Below are 18,127 nucleotides of genomic sequence, written 5' to 3'. Positions count from 1 at the left end.
TGGACCTTTCCGATCCTCAGTTCATGGCCGATCCCTATCCGACCTTCGAGCGCTGGCGAAGGGAGGAGCCGGTGCGCTGGGACGAGCCGCACAAGGCCTGGTGCCTGTCGCGCTATGCCGACGTCCGGGCCGCTCTCCTGGACGATGACACGCTGTCCAACGACGTCATGCGACCCTATATCCGCAATGCCTCCCGTGCGGATCATGAGTTGCACTACCTTTGGCAGTGCCTGGGTATCTGGCTCACCTTCGTCGACCCGCCGGAACACACCCGGCTGCGGAGCATCATCAATCGGGCCTTCCTCCCAAACGCCCTCGCCCGGATGGAGCCTCTCATCCGCGAGCAGATCGAGACCTTGCTCGACTCGATGATCGCAAAAGGCGACCGGGCCGACTTCGTCAGGGACTTCGCCTATATCCTGCCGGCATGCACCATCGGGGCGATGCTCGGGGTTCCCAATGAGGACCTGCCCAGGCTGACGAGCTGGTCCGACCGCCTGGCCCGCTTCGTGTTCATTTCAACGGGCGACTCGGGGCTGAGCCGCTATGTCGGAGCGGTCGAGGCTCTCAAGGAGATGCGCGCATACTTCTCTCAGCTCGTCGAGAACCGGCGCAGCGCGCGCGGCGATCTCGTCATCGACGACCTGATTGCCGCCCAGGACGATGAGGGTCGCCTCAGCGACCAGGAGGTGGTCGCAACCTGCATGCTGCTGCTGTTCGCGGGACACGAGACCACAAGCATGTATCTGACCAACGCTCTGCGTGCGCTGTTCATGCACCCCGAGGAGCGGGCGAAGCTCCTCGACCGTCGTCAGGACCGGGAATTCGTCAGGAATTCGGTGCGGGAGCTTCTCCGGTGGGATAGCGCCAGCTTCACGCTGATCCGCGTTCCGACCAAGGACGTGAGCTATGGCGGACAGATCATTCCCGCGGGCTCTCGGATCTACCTTTTCATCGCATCGGCCAATCGTGACGAGGTGGTCTTCTCGGAAGCGCAACGCCTCAATCTCGAACGGCCCGACGCCCGGAAGGTGATCACCATGGGCCAAGGCATCCACAACTGCCTCGGAACCCACCTGGTCTACCTCGAAAGCGAGATCGCATTTCCAATCCTGATCGAAAAGCTCAGGGATTGGCAGCTCGGGCCCAGCTCGCTCGAGTTCACCGACATGCTCGCGTTCCGGAGCACCAAGCAGCTGGCGATCCGTCCGCGGACCTAAGCCAACGCACGCGAAACGCATGAGCGGGAACAGGCCGATGATACTGCCCGACTACGCAAGGATCATGGCGCGATACAATCACGAGATGAATTCCAGGATCTATGCCGCTGCGGCCACTCTGACTGACAGTCAGCGGCGGTCTGATCTCGGTGCTCACTGGAGCTCTATCCACGGAACCTTGAGCCATCTTCTCTGGGGCGATCTCCACTGGATGTCGCGCCTCGCCGGCTGGGAGAGGCCGGCGGGGGGGCTCGCCGAGAGCGCGACCTTCCACGAGAGGTTCGAAGACCTCGCCGCTGCCCGTTCCGAGGCGGACGAGGGTATCGTGGCCTGGGCCGATCGGGTCGAGTCCGATTGGCTCGCCGGTGACGCCACCTGGCTCAACCCGGCGACCGCAAGACCGACGCGCAGCCCGCGCTCGCTTCTTGTGACCCATCTTTTCAACCACCAGACGCATCATCGGGGGCAGGCTCACGCCCTGCTCACCCGGCTTCATGCGAAGGTCGCCGACACCGACCTTCCGCTCGTCGTTCTGCCGTGACCCCGCGCGCGGCGTCCATTGACCAGGAGGCGCTCCATGACACAGCAACTTGTTCTTGAGCCGGTGCCCGCGGCCGTTCCCAAGGAACTGGCTCCGGTTCTGGAAACACTGGACCGGATCGCCGTGATCCATACCCTCGGTCCGGAGGGTACGAACCTGGCGGCGGCCGCCCGCGAGTGGTTCCACCGCCGCGGCCGGCAGGGCGAGGTCATCCTTCATCGCACGGTGGAGGAAGCGATCGCGGACATGCCGCAACAGGCTGACGTCGCCCTCTTGACCTGCGCGGTCTATCCGGCGCTGCACGAGGTGGTCTTCCGCAACCTCCATCGCCTGCGCTTCATCGACAGTTTCATCTGGCCGACGCACTCAATGATTCTGGCCTCTCGCGACGGCTCTTCGCCGGCCACGGTGGTCACCCATCCGGCGCCGCAGAGCCTCGTGCCCCAGGGCGCCGCCAAGGTCTTGACGACGAGCAACTCGCAGGCGGCGGCAGATTGCGCAGCTGGCCTCTATGACGGCTGCATCACCACCTCCGAGGCTGCTCGCCTCCATCAGCTCAAGCCCGTGATCGACTTCGGGCCCGTGCCGATGGTGTTCACCCTCCACGGCCAGTAACGCCGCCGCTCGGACGGCGCTCCGATTCCTCAAGCCGGACGACGGCTACCATGCTCGCCGTGATCTTTCCGGGACAAGGGGCGCACAGTGCCCGCTTGTCCAGAACGCTCTCTGCCGCCGCGCCCGCCGGGCAGGTCGTCGCGGCCGCGAGCGCGGTCGCCGGGCGCGATCTTCTCCATGACCTGGCCGACCCCAACCCGCCGACCGGGCGAGTCCAGTCGGCGATCGTCGCGGCCGAACTCGCATTGCTCTCGCTCCTTCGCGCGGCGACGCCTTTGGACGCCGCCTTCTTCGCCGGTCACAGCCTCGGCGAGTGGGCGGCCCTGGGCGCCGCCGGGGCGCTATCATTGGAGCAGGTCATTGCCTGCACGGAGAGGCGCGGGAGCCTCATGCAGGCGGAATGTGACGCGGACGGGGGGATGCTCGCCGTCGAAGGGATCACCGCTTCCCGCTTCGAGCGGCTCCGACGGGACTCGGACGGAGCTCTGGATGCGGTCGAGATCGCCTGCCGGAACGCTCCCAGTTCCCTGACCCTGGCAGGGCCCAGGGAAGCCCTCATGTCAGCCGCGTCCGAGGTCGCCGCCCTGGGGGCAACAGCTCTGCGCCTGCCTGTAGCGGGCTGCTTCCACACGGGCCGTTTCGCTCGCGCGGCAAATCACTTCGCCGCCTTCCTGGAAACGGTTGAGTGGCGCCCCCTTGAACGCCCGGTGATCGCGAACCTCGACGGGAGCCCCTATCCGGCGGAGCATGACCACTGGACGCGGCTCCTCAGTCTTCAGCTCGTGCGCCCCGTGCAGTGGGAGGCGACTGTGCGCCGCCTTCGCGCCTGCGGCGTCACCCACGTCCTCGAAATCGGTCCGAGGCCCGGCGTGGCAGCCTATTGCCGGGCGGTGCATGCGGAGATCGAGACCTTCTCGTTCTGCGCTCCCAGCAGCCTGGATGCTGCGGTCGAGTTCGTGGCCTCGGTTCCTCCATGGACGCGGAGTGCCGCGCTCGTGGGGCGGGCTCTCTGGCTGGTTGTCTCCAACCGCGTCGATGACGTCGAACCTGAGATGCACGCCGGCTTTGCGGCCCTCACGCGACTCCAGCGGCGTTGCCTCGAGGGGCGCCAGCCGCTGACGGAGGACGAGTGCCTCGAAGCCGTCGAGCTGTGCAACAGCCTGCTGCGCCGCGCCGGCCTGCCCGAGGCCGCAAGTTCCGAGCTTGCCGCAAGGCTGCATCCCGGCCGCCCGCGACAGGAAATGGCCTGCGTTGCAAGACGTCTGCCTGACACGACCGCCGCAGCGATCAAGCCTGCGGGATTCCCTTCCGAAGCGTCGGGCGCCGCCGGCAAAGGGCAGAATGAGGTCTGTCATGAAGGCTAGGGAGGGCGCATTCCCGCCGCCATCGGGTGATTGCGGGACGCATAGTGCGGCGCAGGTCGAGGTGTGGGTCCCGCTGGCGGCTGAAGGCAATTCGACTGTTCCGGGATACGTCCTGACCGGCAGCCCGCTCGATGTCGTCACTTTCGACGAGATGGTCCGGTCGACCTGCGGAGAGCCCGGCGGCCCCATTGCCTACTACACCTCGGCGGAGACGGTCATCGACGACGAGGCCGTGACGCAGGCGGTCGCTGCTTGGCCGGAAGGATGGCTCGTCAGTGATCCGGGCCCCACGGGCCGGCGTTCTCAAGCTGCCGTCCTCGGTAGTCTTCAGAGCAGTGTCGGGGCGGCAGAGACGGAGGATTTCGCCGCGCTGGGCCTTTCCTCCCTCGACCTCATGGAGGTGCGGGCGCGGGTCGAGGCCGCGGTCGGGGCGAGCATCTCCACCGCTGACGTGATGCGCTTCAGCTCACCCCTTCTTCTTTCCTGGCGGCTCAACGCCATCCTCCACGGCCCGAAGCTGTTGGAGCCGCCACCGCTTGCAGGCCACGACGGCGCGGAATGCCCTGCCAGCGAGGCGCAGGCGCGAATCTTCGCCGCATGCGCCCTTCATCCGTCACCGCTGGCCTACAGCACTCCGCTTCTGTTCCTGTTGCGGCGCCGGCCCTCCGTGCAGACCGTCGAAGCCTGCCTGCAGTACCTGGCTCGGCGCCATCCGGCCCTGCGCGCACGCTTCGCGCTGATCGGCCAGCGGCTTGTGGAGACCGTGGGCGCAGATGATCGCATCCCCTGCGCGGCGCGCCGTATCCGAGCGGGCGAGCTCGAGCAGGCCCTCCAGCGGGAGGCCCGGGCTCATGATTTGAGGACGGGACCGCCCGTTCGCGCGACGCTCTTCATCGCTGACGACGGTGAACGCCATCTCCTGCTCGATGTTCATCACATCGTGGTGGATGGGCGCTCCGCCCTCCTGATCGCCGACGAGCTGGAGGCCCTCCTCGAGGGCCGGGCACTGCCCGAGGCTCCCCCTTACGCCCGGCTAAAAATGCGGGAGGCCGAAGCGGCGACGCCGCACCTGCGCCGTGTAGCGGACCAGTTCTGGCGTACCGTGATGCCCGAGGGCCGGACCGTCACGAGGCTTCCGCTCCGGCGCGAGGACGCAGCCTGGAAGCGCGGTTCGGGCACCACGCTGTGCCACCGTTTGGGGCCAGAGCTCACCGAAGCGGTCCACGGCTTCGCCGCTGAATGCGCCGCGTCCCGCCATGCGGTCCTTCTTGCCGCGCTGGTCGCGGCTGCGGCGCGGTTCACGGCGAATGACGAGATCGTGGTCGGCGTCCCCACCTCGGTTCGCGCCTCCTCCGAAGCGATGAAAACGGTCGGGATGTTCGTGGCCACGCTGCCGGCCCGGCACAGCGTCGGCGAGGCCAGCTTTCGGGCGCTTGTCGCCGCGGTCTATCGGCAGGATCGGGAGCGGGCCCGGGTCCAATCAATTCCCCTGCCAGGCTGGCTCAGCGCCCCCGATCCCACTACGCCCCCCGGCCTGAGCCCGTTCGCGCTGGCCTTCGTCAGTCAGGAGTTTCCGGCGACGGCGGACCGCTCGGTCCAGCTGGTTCCGGCATTCCTGAGCTCCGCCCGATTCGAGATCGCGGTCCATGTCATCCCGGGCCCCTCCGGGATCGAGCTGCACGTGGAATTTGCCGACGAGTTCTACGACCCGGTGCTGATCGGTGGATTCGTCGAGGCGATCGAGCAGCTTCTCAGGGCCGGGATCGACGCATCCGAGAAGCCGGTGAAGTATCTCCCTGCAGCGGACCAGAGCGCCGCGCTGGCGCGAGCAAGGGCCCATCTTGCTTGCGAGGAACCACTACCCGACCTGACCGTCGTCGAACGCTTCCAGGAGATCGCCCGGCGCCAGGCGGATGCAGTCGCGCTCCTCAGCGGTGGGCAGGTGATCACCTATTCCGAGCTGGAGTCGCGAGCACAGCGCCTCGCTGCAGCTCTGCGGGGGAGAGGCGTCAGCGCTGGGGACGTCGTGCCAGTCCTGGCCGACCGCAGCCCCGGCTACGTCGTCGCACTCCTTGGGATCCTGATGGCCGGTGCGGCCTATCTTCCGCTTGACCCTGCCTATCCGCAGGTCCGGCTCCAAGCCATGATCGAACCCTGGCGGCCTGCGCTCGCCATCCGGGCCTGCGCGGCGGCCCTCGATCTGGGCCTGCCGATCGTGGAGGTCGATGCGCTGGAGTCAGACGGCGTCGCCGGTGCTCGGCACCCGGGCAAGCCGAGCGATCTCGCCTATGTCATGTACACCTCCGGTTCGACGGGGACGCCCAAGGGCGTTCTCATCACGCACCGCAACGTGATCCGGACCGTCGTTCCCGAGAACGTCGTGCCACTGGGCCCCGGGACGCGCTTCCTGCTCACCGGCTCCCCGTCCTTCGATGCGACCACCTACGAGGTCTGGGGAGCGCTTCTGAACGGCGGCTCGGTGGTTCTGGTAGACGCCGCGACGCTGCTCGACCCCGGAGCGCTCGAGCGCGCAATTCGGAGCCAGCAGCCGACCATCATGTGGATGACCGCGCCGCTTCTGGCCCAGCATGCGGCGGCCCGCCCCGGCATGTTCGCGGGCCTCAGCTACCTCGTGGCCGGCGGCGACGTGGTCCGGCCCGAGGTGGCCGACGCGGTCCGCCGTGCCAATCCCGGGCTGGTTCTCGTCAATGGCTACGGGCCCACCGAGAACACGACCTTCAGCACCCTCCACGTCGTGCGTGACCGGCAGCAGGGCCCGATCCCGGTCGGACGCTCCCTCGCGTCTTCCACGGCCTACGTCCTCGACGAGGGCCTCAACCTGCTTCCGCCGGGCGCGATCGGGACCCTCTGGGTCGGCGGTGCTGGCGTCGGTGCCGGCTACTTTCCTGGCGACGAGGGCGGGGCCTTTGTGGAGCACGCTTGGCCCGATGGCGTCAGGGAGCGCCTCTACCGGACCGGTGACGTCGCTTCCATGGATGCGGGCGGCGAGATTTCGGTTCACGGGCGGGCCGACGATCAAGTGAAGATCCGCGGCACGCGGGTCGAACTCGGCGAGGTCCAGGCGGTCATTCGTCGCGCTGAGGGCGTGGTCGACGCCCATGTCTGCGTCGCTCGAGTGGATGGCGAGGCTGCCATCGACTGCTACGTGGTCGGCGAAGGCGGGTTCTCGGTGCCTGGGCTGCAGGCGCAGCTGACAGCGGTCCTCCCGGCGGTGATGCGCCCCCGGCACGTGATCCAGGTGGAGCGGATCCCCCTCAAGCCGAACGGCAAGGTGGATGCGCAGGCATTGCCCGCGCCCGCGGCCATTCGTGCCCCCCAGCTCCGCGAAGCGCTCGAGCCGGGCGCCGGGCGCCTCGAAGACCTGATCGCGCAGGTTTGGGCGGAGGTGCTGGGCGCAGCTCCTCCTCGGCCTGAGGCAACCTTTTTCGAGTGCGGGGGCACATCTCTATCCGTCATCTCGCTCTGGGAACGCCTCGAATCTCTCGCGCCCGGGGCCTTCTCCGTTGCCGACCTGTTCATGTTCGGCACCCTGGGGGAACAGGCGAAGCACCTGCAGCAGCACGCGAGCCGCCAGCATCAGCATCCGCATGAATCCTCATCCCCCGCTCGCGGACGCACCGTGAGCAGCGTCAGCGATGCCCGCGCGGCCCTTGGCCTGACGAGGGCCTCATGATCGATCCTTCGAAGGAGCCCGAGCTCACTCAAGCCGTCGTCTCGGCCCTCGCCGGCGGGATCATGAGCCGGGAAGCTGCGGCAGATCTTCTCGATGCCATCGAGGCAGCGCTCCAGAGGAGCGCCCCGATCGCAGTGGTGGGCCTGTCGGGCCGCTGGGCCGGCGCTGAGACTTACGGGGAGTTTTGCAGCGCGCTGATGGACGGATGGACGAGGGCGAGGCCCTTCCCGGAGCTGCGCCGTCGTCACATCCTGCCCTGGCTGGACATATCATCGCCTGCCTTCACGGCCGGCGCCTTCGTGGACGACATCCTCGGCTTCGACAACGATGCGATCGAGATCAGCGCCCGCGAAGTCGCGCTGATGGATCCCACGCACCGACAGGTCCTCCAGGCCGTCTGGCTTGCCTGCGAGGATGCCGGCCATCCGCTGCCGAGCCTGGGAGGGCAGGCGGTGGGCGTGTTCATCGGCTCGAGTTCAGGCGGCGTCGAGATTACCTACCGGGATCTCATCAGGCGCCATGAACCCTCGCTGGATGCCGCAGCCCTCACCGGGAATCTCTCCGGGATGCTCGCCGGGCGGATCAGCCGGATGTTCAACCTGCGTGGGCCCAGCTGCGTGGTGGATGCGGCGTGCGCCTCGTCGCTGGTCGCTGTTGTCGAGGCCGTCGAAGCCTTGCGGTCCGGACGATGCGACACGGCCATCGTCGCGTCGGGCAAATTCTACCTCGCGCCTCTTCGCCCGGCTGACACGATCGGGATCGAGGCGCGGGACGGGGTGACCCGCCCCTTTGCGGCGGGGGAGGGCGGCACGGGGGTAGGCGAGGGCGCCGTAGCAGTTGTCCTGCGTCGGCTGGCCGATGCGCAGGCGGACGGCGACCACGTCATGGGCACCATCCTGGGTGCGGCGAGTCTTAGCGAGGGGCGCAGCGCCACGCTCACCGCTCCGAGCGCAAGGGGACAGGAAGCGATCCTACGGAAGGCCTGGGGGAGCGCCGGTGCCCAGGCGCGGCGCCCCGCCTATCTGGAAACCCACGGCACTGGCACCCTGCTCGGGGACCCCATCGAGTTCGAGGCCCTGCGCAACGCTGTCGGTTCGGGGGCTGCGTCCGATCGCTGCGTTCTGGGGGCGAGCAAGACGGTATTCGGGCACCTCGATTGCGCCTCGGGGCTCACCGGCCTCGTCGCCGCCCTGACCGTCGCTCGTGAAAGGCGCTGTCCGCCTCTTGCGGGAGCCTTCGGTCCCAACCCGCATCTCGATCCTCTCGCAAGTCGTTTCGTGCTCCCGCACGAAACCTGCGCGCGGTTGCCCGATCAAGGACAGGTCGCGGTCGGGGTGAGCTCCTTCGGGATGTCGGGGACCGGCGCTCACATCGTCCTGCTCGCCGAGCCGCCGGCGGAGGATCACGGCGCGGACCGGCCAATTCCGCTGCTCCTGTCGGCCCCCACGCCGGCCAGCTTGCGCAGCGTGCTCCGCGAGCTCGAATGGCTCCTGCACAAGCCGGGGGCTCCGACCCTGGCGCAGGTGGCGCGCGCATGGGCTCGACGTCATGTCTATCCTTGGCGATCGGCCCTCGTGGCGGCATCGAAGGCCGAAGCTGGAGCGATCCTGCGCGAAGCCCTTCGCGGAGGTTTCAGCGGAGCCGAAGCGCCCTTCTGGTGCGGGAGCGAGCCGGTCCGCCCGTCCGGCTCCGCCTCCGGGCCCATCCCCGATGACCCGGGCGAGGCCGCTCAGGCCTATGTCGCAGGAGCGCCGGTGGCCTGGCGTGGCCTGCTTGCAGAGACATCTCCGGCTCATGTGCCTCCCCGGCCAATGCTGACCCGCGAAAGCTGGTTCTCCAGCACGCCTCGGCGGCCGATCGCGGTTCCTCCTGGTCCGGCGAAGGACTCCACCATAGCTCCTGACGACGTGGAGGCGTGCCTGAGGGAGATCTGGCGCGGCCTGCTCGGGGTCACGGACATCGCGCGGGACGAAGACTTCTTTGATCAGGGTGGTGACTCCCTGAAGTTGGCGATCGTCGCCTCACGCCTCTCGGCCGCCCTGGGGCGCGATATCACCGCGCCCACGCTGCATCGCGCGAGAACGTTTGGCGCAATGGTAGAGGCCCTGGCTGGTGCGCGGCGAACCGGGGAGACCAGGCTCGCGAATGCCGAGGCGACGCCTGCACCGCTCTCCCAGCGGTTGGGGTGTCCCCCGACGCCCTCGCAACGCCAGCTTTATCTGCATGGCCTGCGTAGCGCCGATACGCGGTTCAACGTGCCGCACGCATTGCTTCTGGAAGGCCCTCTCGACCGCGACAGACTAGAGGCCGCCATCCGCCTGACCTTCGCCCGGGATCCTGGGCTGACGGTCTTCTTCCGGTCCGCGCGCGGCCGGCTCGAACAGGTGAGCGATCCGGCGGCACTGCCATCTCTGGAGGAGGCGTCGGCCCGTAGCATTCAGGACGCGATCCAGTCCTGCGCCGAGTTCGTGCGGCCCTTCGATCTCGCACGCGCGCCTCTCGCCCGCTTCCGGCTCGTAGCGGTCGAGAGCGGGGGGGCGGTGCTGCTGATGGATTTCCATCACACCATCATCGACGGGGTCTCCCTGCCGTTCTGGACACAGCGCCTATCCACGGCCTACCGCACCGGGGCCTTGGAACGGCCCGCGCTCACGGCCCTCGATCAGGCGGCCTGGATCGACCGTGAATTCGAAACGGACGGCTTCAAGGCCCACCGAGCGTTCTGGCTGCAGGAATTCGCGCGGGCGGGTTACGAGCCGCTTGATCTCGACCGTGCCGCGGTATCGCGGCCAGGACAAGCTTCCGCCGAGCGACATACCCTGGAGCTCGCCCTGGATACCTCCGCGCGGATCCGCGCCTACGCCCGGGAATCGGGCGCAGGGGTATTCTCCACCGTCCTTGGCGCCTACGCACTCGCCTTGGCCGGAGCGTTCGGGCAGCGCCAGTTCTGCGTTTCGACTGCGACGTCCGGTCGGCCGCGACGCTTCAGCGAGGACGTGATCGGCCTGTTCGCCACCGTCGTCCCGATTCCAGTCGCCGTGACCCCGTCGGTAGAGCTCGGGACGTGGCAACTCGCTCTGCGCGAGCGCCTCATCGGGGCCCTCGAGGTCCAGGAATACCCGATCCATGCTCTCGATCCGGAGACGAACGCCCTGCGCTCGGCCCCGCTCTCGAACGTTGGCTTTGCTCTGCAGAACATGGATCTCGAGCCGTTCTCCTTCGCGCAGGACGTGATGGCGACGCCGATCCCGTACGTCGCGATGCCCTGGAAGACCGCCCGGCACGATATCGAGCTCTTCGCCTTCGACCTTGGTGGGCGCTACACGCTGGATTTCGGCTACCGCCCGGAGCGCGTGTCCCACGCCACGGTCACCGCGGTGGCGAGCGCGACCCGCGCGATTCTCAACCTTGCGCCCGAGATTGCCGACCGACCTCTCGAGCATCTGCTCGCGATGATCGGACCGCAGGCCATCCTGACCGGAGAGCCTGCATGAGCTATCGCGAGCCGGGGCAGCGCCTTTCCGGAGCCGCCGAGCGTGCAGGGCGATCCTCAGCCCTCCGCTGCTGCCGCCCGGCCGGTGCGGGAGGCGCCGCCGGCAAGATCGACCGGCGTCAAGGCCCGATCCTCGATGGCGGTGACAAGGTCTCCGAACCGTTCCGCGGTGCTCTTCTTGATCTCCAGCCACTCCTTGTCGTGGATAAAGGCCTGCCAGGCTGCCCGCATCGTTCCTTCGTCCGGCCAGGACAACAGGTAGATGAACTGGGTCCGCTCCTCGGCCCGGTGCTCCCAGCATCCCGTCATTTCGAAGCCGTACCGGCGCATGATGCGCGATGCGTGATCCTGGAAGCGGGCCATGAACGCGGCCTTGTTGTGCTCGACGAGATCGTAAATGCGCAGCTGCTGAATCATCTGGAACTCCCTTGGCTGGATCGATGCTTTCTGGCCATGCCGGCGGGCGGGCCGCAGGCATTCGTCATGACCGCCTCCTCGCAAATGCGGGCGATTCGGCTGCCTTCCTGGAGGATTGAGAAGTGATCTCCGGGGAGGCTCGCGAAGCGCCAGCCCGCCGCGTAACGGCACATCAGCTCGGCCAGGGACGTGGGGGCTTGACGGGCGAGCCACCCTGCTTCGGCCAGGACGACATGAACCTCGAAGCCCTCGGGTGGGGGCTGCGGCGGGCGGTAGGCGTGATGGGCTCGGATCTGCCGGCGCATCGCCTCGACCAGGCGCGTGACCTGATTTCGGCTCACGATGCGCCGCGTTACCGCGAACTCGGTCAACTCTTCGAAGGTGGCCCCCTCGGCTGGCAGGTCCACTGGGAAGGGCAGGGTCGACAGGAACCATCGCAGCACCCACTGCTCCGTCGGTCCGCCCTCCGCGAGATGAGTGGGAGGCGCGAGGTCGGCCGGGAGCGCGTCGAGCATGACGACTGCCGTGGAAGCGCCCCGGGCATGGCGCAAGCGACCCATCTCGAAGGCCAGCCGCCCTCCGAACGAGTGGCCCAGCAAGACGGTGGGCCGCCCGGGGGCCAGCGCCTCCACCGCACCGTCGAGCTCGGTGGCCACCTCGGCCAAACTCCGGGCGCCGCCGGGCGGCGCGAACAGTTCGATCAGCTCGGCCGCCATGAGCGTCACCCCGATCTCCTCCAGCGGCTTCGCAAGCCGAGCGAAGGACGACGTGAAGGCGCCGACGCCCGGCAGCGCGAACCAGGTCAGATCTCGGCCCGACGACAACCGCTTGAACATGAAGGCTCCCGAGCAAGAAGGGCGGCGAAGGTAGCGATGCAGGAGAGGGCCGGCGCGGGCGAGACGGCCCGGGCGCGAGCCCGACCTGAACGCTCAACGCCACCTATCCGGTTCTCACCGGATGAAAAGGTAGATATCTGCCTTGCAATTCAAATAATAACCTGAAAACCATGTGAGTGATCATGGACAAGAAGTAGATATAAAGTCAATCTCCTTCTGAGCCGCAGATAATTCAATGAACATTGGCATTATTATATGCCGATGCATTGAATGCATCGATGTGTGAGGATGTTCATAACTATGATGAAAAGCTCTTATCTCAACGAAGACACTCATGAAGAGCTTGCGAGCGTCTTTCGGAACATCGAAGCCGAGTCCGTCAATTCCTATCTGAGATCCTGCGGAGCGTTCACCGCGTCCGGCATGCCCAACCACCATCGGGAGCTCACGCTGTGGGACGATCCCGGTCTTTCCGCAGAGGCCGGGGCGGGATCCCGATGCGCGACTGCGGAACTCACTTTGATTGTCGGCTTTGCTCTTTCCGTCTTCTCGGGACAGTCGGACATCGACATGGAGGTATCGGTCGACGGAAGGGCGACGAGGGTCCGCATGAGTTTCGGACGCGACCTGTCGTTCCAATCGGCGGTTTTCGATGTTCGGACGGAGCTGGACTCAGCCGGGTTCGGCCGGGGCAGGCCGGTGGCACATCGGCTGGCGCTTCTGGAGCAAGACGAGGAGCAGATCGCGTTCGTGTTCACAGCCGAGGCAGGTCGCCTCACCTACACGGTCACTGGAGTGGCTGCCCAGGGCCTGCAGGTCTGGATCACCTGGTTCCACGAAACGCTGAGGCACATGGGCGATCAGCTTCTGCGCGCTCCGCATCTGACCTTCGGCGAAGTCGATCTCGTGCCCGCCGACCAGAAAGCCCGCCTCCTGGAAGTCAATCGGACCGAAGCGGAATATCCCGCGGACGAGGATCTGGTCACCGTCTTTCGGCGAGCCGTTGAGGCTTGGGGATCGCAAATTGCGCTGACGGATGGAGCCCGGACCTGGACCTGGGATGAGGTTGATCGAGCCGCTCGGCGGCTCGCGGGCCATCTGTCCAGCCGGTTCGACGTCCGAGGCCGCCCGGTCGGCGTCGTGGCCGAGCGAAGCATCGAGGCGCCGATCGCGTATCTCGGCATCCTGATGGCCGGCGGATTCTACCTCCCGGTATCCTCTCTGGCGCCCCCCGAACGGATCCGGGAGATCCTGGACGACGCGCAGTCGTGTTGCGCTATTGTGCTCGACCAGGCTCCGCATCTCGCGGGGGACATCCCGTACATCGACGGCGTCAATGTGGGCGAGGCCGAGGCCTTCGAGCCGGTCGCGCGCGCCGCCTCCAGCATCGCCTACGCGATGTACACATCGGGTTCGACGGGCAAGCCGAAGGGCGTACTCGTCACGGATCGGAACGTGCTGCGCCTCAGTTGCGGATCGAACTATGTGAGTTGGGAGCCCGGCGACAGGATCGGCGCGCTGTCAACGCAGAGCTTCGATGCTGCGACGTTCGAGATCTGGGGCGGACTGCTCAATGGCGTGCCGATCGTGCATGTGCCCAAGGAGATGCTCCTGGACGCTGCCAGGTTCGAGGCGTTCGTGCGGGAGCACGGGATCACGGCGATCGTGATCACGAGCGCCCTGCTCACTCATCTTGCCTCCCTGAACCCAGCGGCCTTTGCGCCACTGCGCTACGTTCTCTACGGCGGGGAAGTCACCTCTCCGGATGCCGTGCGCCGCATCAGGGCCGCGTGTCCCGACCTGACCTTCGTGCACGGCTACGGTCCGACAGAGAACACCACAATCTCGACCTTCCTGCTGGTTCCTCCCAATCCGCCGGACCGGCTGCCGATTGGCCGCCCGGTGGCCAACTCGACCGCCTGGATTGTCGACGGGACCCTGCGGCCCCTCCCGGTCGGCGCGCGCGGCCTTCTGATCGTGGGAGGGGCCGGGGTCGGCGCCGGTTATCTCAATCGGCCGGACCTCACAGCCAGACGCTTCTTCACCATGCCTGACGAGAACAGCGGCGACATGGCGCCGGCCTATGTGACCGGGGACATGGCGCGCTGGAATGGCCGTTACGAGATCGAGTTCCTGGGACGCTTCGACAACCAGATCAAGCTGAGGGGGTACCGGATCGAACTGGACGAGATCCGAGCGCACGTGACCGCGTGCCAGGGGGTGGTCCAGGCGGAGGTGGTGCCGGAAGGAGACCGGGTGAGCGGATACACCGCCCTCGACGCCTATTTCGTGTCGGACGGTACGGCGGATCCTTCCAGACTCCGCGAGGCCCTGGCGGCGCGTATGCCCGAATACATGGTGCCTCGCCGCTTGATTCAGCTGAGCTCGTTTCCGCTTGGCCCGACGGGCAAGGTCGACAAGGCCGCCCTCGCTACCCTGGGGCAGGACGCCGGGAACACAGCCGCCGTGGCAGCGGGCCCGCGCAACCCGCTGGACGATCGCCTGATCCAGATCTGGAAGAGCATGCTGCGGGTCGACGCCGTCGCGATCACCGACAGCTACATCGCCCTCGGCGGGCACTCGATGATGCTCCTCGAGATGGCCGAGCGGATCTACGACGAGTTCGGGGTCGACTTGTCCCTGACCGATCTCGTGACGCTCACGACCGTCGCCGAGATCAGCGATGCGATCGCCGCACGCCATGGGGAACGAGCGCTCGATGCGCCGGTCCCCGTCTGAACCAACCGTCTCCACCAACTCCACCATGTACAGGACGTCGAAATGGAATTGGGGCTCGCAGGAAAATCCTCGCTCGTCCTGGCGGCATCGAAGGGATTGGGCCGGGCGATCGCCGAAACCCTCTGCAGGGAGGGCGTCCGGACGGCCATCTGCTCGTCGAACCAGGAGCGGATCGAGGCCGCTGGCGCGCAGATGGGGGCGCATCCGATCGTGGCCGACCTCGACAGCCTCGAGCGCGTCGGAGCCCTCGCGCAGGAGTGCCGCGCCGCCGTCGGCGTGCCGGACATTCTGGTCCTGAATTGCGGAGGGCCTGAATCGGCTTCGTTCCTCGCCACCCCTGCCGACCACTGGAGTCTCAACTTCACGCGGCTATGGGCCGTTCCGATCGAGCTCTTGCGGCTCCTGCTCCCTGCCATGCTCGAGCGCGGCTCAGGCCGAATCCTCTGGGTGACGTCGGTTGCCGCCAAGCAGGTGGTCTCCGGCGTGACGATCTCGAGTTCGCTGCGGGCGGGACTCCACGGTCTTGTAAAATCCCTGAGCGACGAGTGCGCGGGCCGTGGCGTGACGGTGAACGCGCTGCTTCCGGGCTTCATGAGCACGGACCGGCTGAAGCACCTGTCGATGGATGACATCGCCCAGGTGAGCATCCCGGCCGGGCGTTTCGGCACTGCGGAGGAGTTCGCCTCCCTGGTGGCCTTCATGGCCTCCGATCGGGCCGCCTACATCACCGGCCAAACAATCGCCTGCGATGGCGGGTGGCTCAGGAGCTGAGCCGGCCGCCGGTCACCCTTGTCGAAGCGGGATATTTCCGATGAAGCGCAGAACGATCAGATCCTTTCCTGAAGCGATGGGTACGAACGCCTGGTTTGGGACGCTGGGCGAGGTGACCGCCAGGCCACCCGTCGAGCGGGACATCTCGGTGGACTGGGCGGTGATCGGGGCCGGGGTCTGTGGCCTTGCCGCCGCGCGGCAGCTGGCGGAGCACCTGCCAGACGCGTCCGTGGCCGTCCTGGAAGCCGATGCGGTCGGTTACGGCACATCCGGCCGCAACGCCGGTTTCGTGGTCGACCATACCCTGCATGTCTCTTTCGAGAGTCCCGAGATGGCTCTGCGCCGGGTGCAGCTCTGGTCTCACGGGGTGGAGTACCTCAGGCAGCTGGTCAGGGAGCATCAGATCCAGTGCGATTGGAGCGACTGGGGCCGGATCTATGTCGGCACGCGGGACGGCGGTGACCGGGGGGTCGAGCAGAAGATCGCCTCCTTCCGCCGGCTAGGGCTCCCTCACCAGGAGGTGAGCACCAAAACGCTTTCGGCGATCTCCGGAACCGACTTCTACACGAGCGGAGTCCGGGTCGCGAACTCTGCGCTGGTCCAGCCGGCCGCGCTCTGCCGCGGGCTCGCGGCCACGCTGCCGGCCAATGTCACCGTGCACGAACATTCCCCTGTCCGTCGCTTCGGTCGCGAAGGTGGCCGTTTCGCTTTGGAATGCGACCAGGGCACCGTAAGTGCGGGGAACGTCGTCCTGGCAAACGCAACCTTCATCCCCCAGTTCGGTTACATGCGCGGGCGGCTCTTCGGCTTCGCCGTCTATGCCAGCCTCACGCGCCCGCTTACTTCGGCCGAGCTTCAGGCCAACGGTCTCAAGGATGAATTCGGCATCCTGTCCGCGACCCCGGGCGGCAGCTCCGTGCGCCTCACCCGCGATAATCGTTTGATGATCAGAGCGCGCCTCGACGTGCCGCCGGGGAACGGGAAGCTCACGCCCCAGCATATTCGGGACGCAGAGCTGACCCAGCGGCAGGCAATCGCACGCCGCTGGCCAGCGCTGGAAAACATTCCCTTTGTCGGCACCTGGGGCGGGATCCTGGGATTCACGGGTAATCAGGGCGCCATCTTCGGACGGCTGGAGGAGGGGGTTTACGCGGTGGTGCCCACTGACCAGTCCCCGGTGTCGAAGGGCAGCCTGATGGGCAAACTCCTCGCCGACCACATCGTCGGCGCAGACTCGCCGCTCTTGGAGGATCTGCTCCAGCTTCCCCACCCATCCCGCCTGCCACCCGGCCCGATCATGCGGTTCATCGCGCGCCGGCAGGTCAAGCAGGCCATGCGTGCTCACGGGCCTGAATAAGCAGTCCGCGCACCCTCGGTTCAACGCGGCAAGCCGCACAACGAGAGGATACAGAAAATGGCCGCCTACCTTCTCGCCCGGGTCATCGTCGACGATCCTGAAACCTACAAGCAGTACATGGAGCGCAACCCTCCAACGATCCAGAAGTTCGGCGGCCGTTTCGTGTTCCGAAACGGGGAGCGCGAGCAACTTGAGGGGGAGGCGGAGAGCGGACGAATGGTCCTCATCGAGTTCCCGAGCCTCGCTCAGGCCAAAGCCTGGTACGAGTCGGCCGAATATCAGAGCATCGTTCCGCTTCGGCAATCGAGCTCCAAGGCGAACCTCGTTCTGTTCGAGGCCTCGCCTGCATGAGGGAAGCCTCTTCTGCGAGCCCGGAGGAGCCTGCCGAGGGGACCGTCGTCCTCACTCGCGATCTTCTGAGCGACGGGGGGCTGCACGCCCTCGTCAGGGCGGCCGACCCCGGCTCGGCCGTCAGGCGCACCGACGAGCTGAAGCGATCGCTTGATCGCCTCCTCGCGGCCAGGCCCGAGCGATGCGGGCCGCTGTGGTTGTTCGCCTACGGCTCCTTGATGTGGAATCCGGTCTTCGAGCCGGCGGAGACCCGGGTCGGCCGTGTCTATGGCTGGCGCCGTGCCTTCTGCATTCGGACAACCGCCGCCAGAGGGACACCCGAGTTTCCCGGCCTGCTGCTCGGGCTTGAGCCGGGCGGCAGCTGCATGGGCGTGGCGCTCCGCCTGAGAGCAGAGCGGGAAATCGAGGATCTCCTGGGCGTCTGGACCCGCGAGATGATCACGGGGGATTACCGGCCAGTGTGGGTGGCGCTGCACGGAACTGACGGGCGATTACTCAACTCCGTTCTGACCTTTGTGGCTGACCCGTCCTCTCCCGGCTACGAGCACGGCTTGGGCGAGGTCGCTGTGGCTGAGAGGATCGGCCGGGCGTCGGGCCGGCTGGGCAGTTGCGCCGCCTACCTGGAAAATCTGGCCCGGTCCCTTGCTGCATTCGGCTGCCGGGACGGGCTCGTGTCGAGGCTGACCCGGCGCGGCACCGAGCGCCCATAACTCGGATACGGCCCACACG

Annotated in this window: 13 protein-coding genes; 11 read left to right on the top strand and 2 right to left on the bottom strand. The window is 67.0% G+C overall.

What is annotated here, in order from left to right:
• Positions 1–23: 23 nt before the first annotated feature.
• The 6 genes from AC07O0_RS01465 (at position 24) to AC07O0_RS01440 (ending at position 10,928) form a co-directional block, all read left to right on the top strand.
• On the top strand, positions 24–1,220 hold the full coding sequence (locus AC07O0_RS01465; RefSeq protein ID WP_494619436.1) for a cytochrome P450: 1,197 nt from the start codon (positions 24–26) through the stop codon (positions 1,218–1,220).
• Positions 1,221–1,257: 37 nt separating this feature from the next.
• Positions 1,258–1,761 carry a DinB family protein gene (locus tag AC07O0_RS01460; RefSeq protein WP_494619435.1) on the top strand — a complete coding sequence of 168 codons (504 nt, stop codon included), beginning with the start codon at positions 1,258–1,260 and terminating at the stop codon, positions 1,759–1,761.
• A gap of 36 nt (positions 1,762–1,797) precedes the next feature.
• The gene (locus tag AC07O0_RS01455) at positions 1,798–2,376 is read left to right on the top strand and encodes a type 2 periplasmic-binding domain-containing protein (protein WP_494619433.1); all 579 of its coding nucleotides are present in this window, start codon (positions 1,798–1,800) and stop codon (positions 2,374–2,376) included.
• 50 nt (positions 2,377–2,426) lie between these two features.
• The gene (locus tag AC07O0_RS01450) at positions 2,427–3,740 is read left to right on the top strand and encodes an ACP S-malonyltransferase (RefSeq protein WP_494619432.1); all 1,314 of its coding nucleotides are present in this window, start codon (positions 2,427–2,429) and stop codon (positions 3,738–3,740) included.
• A gap of 61 nt (positions 3,741–3,801) precedes the next feature.
• Entirely contained in the window at positions 3,802–7,434 is a 3,633-nt protein-coding gene (locus AC07O0_RS01445) for an amino acid adenylation domain-containing protein (protein WP_494619431.1), read from the top strand.
• A complete protein-coding gene (locus AC07O0_RS01440) occupies positions 7,431–10,928 on the top strand; it encodes a beta-ketoacyl synthase N-terminal-like domain-containing protein (protein WP_494619430.1) in 3,498 nt (1,165 codons plus the stop codon). The genes AC07O0_RS01445 and AC07O0_RS01440 overlap by 4 nt, the downstream gene beginning before the upstream one ends.
• Before the next feature lie 56 nt (positions 10,929–10,984).
• On the opposite strand, the gene AC07O0_RS01435 is transcribed toward AC07O0_RS01440, so the two are convergent.
• Together AC07O0_RS01435 and AC07O0_RS01430 are read right to left on the bottom strand one after the other, a co-directional pair.
• Positions 10,985–11,344, bottom strand: a complete 360-nt coding sequence (locus AC07O0_RS01435) for an NIPSNAP family protein (protein WP_494619428.1) — start codon at positions 11,342–11,344, stop codon at positions 10,985–10,987.
• Positions 11,341–12,180, bottom strand: a complete 840-nt coding sequence (locus AC07O0_RS01430) for an alpha/beta fold hydrolase (RefSeq protein WP_494619427.1) — start codon at positions 12,178–12,180, stop codon at positions 11,341–11,343. Before AC07O0_RS01430 ends, AC07O0_RS01435 begins: the two co-directional genes overlap by 4 nt.
• Before the next feature lie 300 nt (positions 12,181–12,480).
• On the opposite strand from AC07O0_RS01430, the gene AC07O0_RS01425 reads away from it, so the two are divergent.
• Genes AC07O0_RS01425 through AC07O0_RS01405 form a run of 5 tightly spaced genes read left to right on the top strand, consistent with a single transcriptional unit; the run spans position 12,481 to position 18,108 of the window.
• Positions 12,481–14,919, top strand: coding sequence for a non-ribosomal peptide synthetase (locus AC07O0_RS01425; protein ID WP_494619426.1), 2,439 nt, complete (start codon positions 12,481–12,483; stop codon positions 14,917–14,919).
• A 42-nt stretch (positions 14,920–14,961) separates the two neighbouring features.
• A complete protein-coding gene (locus AC07O0_RS01420; protein ID WP_494619425.1) occupies positions 14,962–15,690 on the top strand; it encodes an SDR family oxidoreductase in 729 nt (242 codons plus the stop codon).
• Positions 15,691–15,730: 40 nt separating this feature from the next.
• Complete coding sequence (locus tag AC07O0_RS01415; RefSeq protein ID WP_494619423.1) at positions 15,731–17,047, top strand: NAD(P)/FAD-dependent oxidoreductase; 1,317 nt, start codon at positions 15,731–15,733, stop codon at positions 17,045–17,047.
• 57 nt (positions 17,048–17,104) lie between these two features.
• Complete coding sequence (locus AC07O0_RS01410; protein WP_494619422.1) at positions 17,105–17,398, top strand: DUF1330 domain-containing protein; 294 nt, start codon at positions 17,105–17,107, stop codon at positions 17,396–17,398.
• The gene (locus AC07O0_RS01405; RefSeq protein WP_494619421.1) at positions 17,395–18,108 is read left to right on the top strand and encodes a gamma-glutamylcyclotransferase; all 714 of its coding nucleotides are present in this window, start codon (positions 17,395–17,397) and stop codon (positions 18,106–18,108) included. Before AC07O0_RS01410 ends, AC07O0_RS01405 begins: the two co-directional genes overlap by 4 nt.
• The last annotated feature ends 19 nt before the right edge of the window (positions 18,109–18,127 follow it).

It is taken from the genome of Allobosea sp. GW821-FHT10B12 (assembly GCF_059415545.1).
The sequence above is the reverse complement of the archived record's forward strand: the minus strand, read 5'-3'. Positions and strand labels throughout refer to the sequence as shown.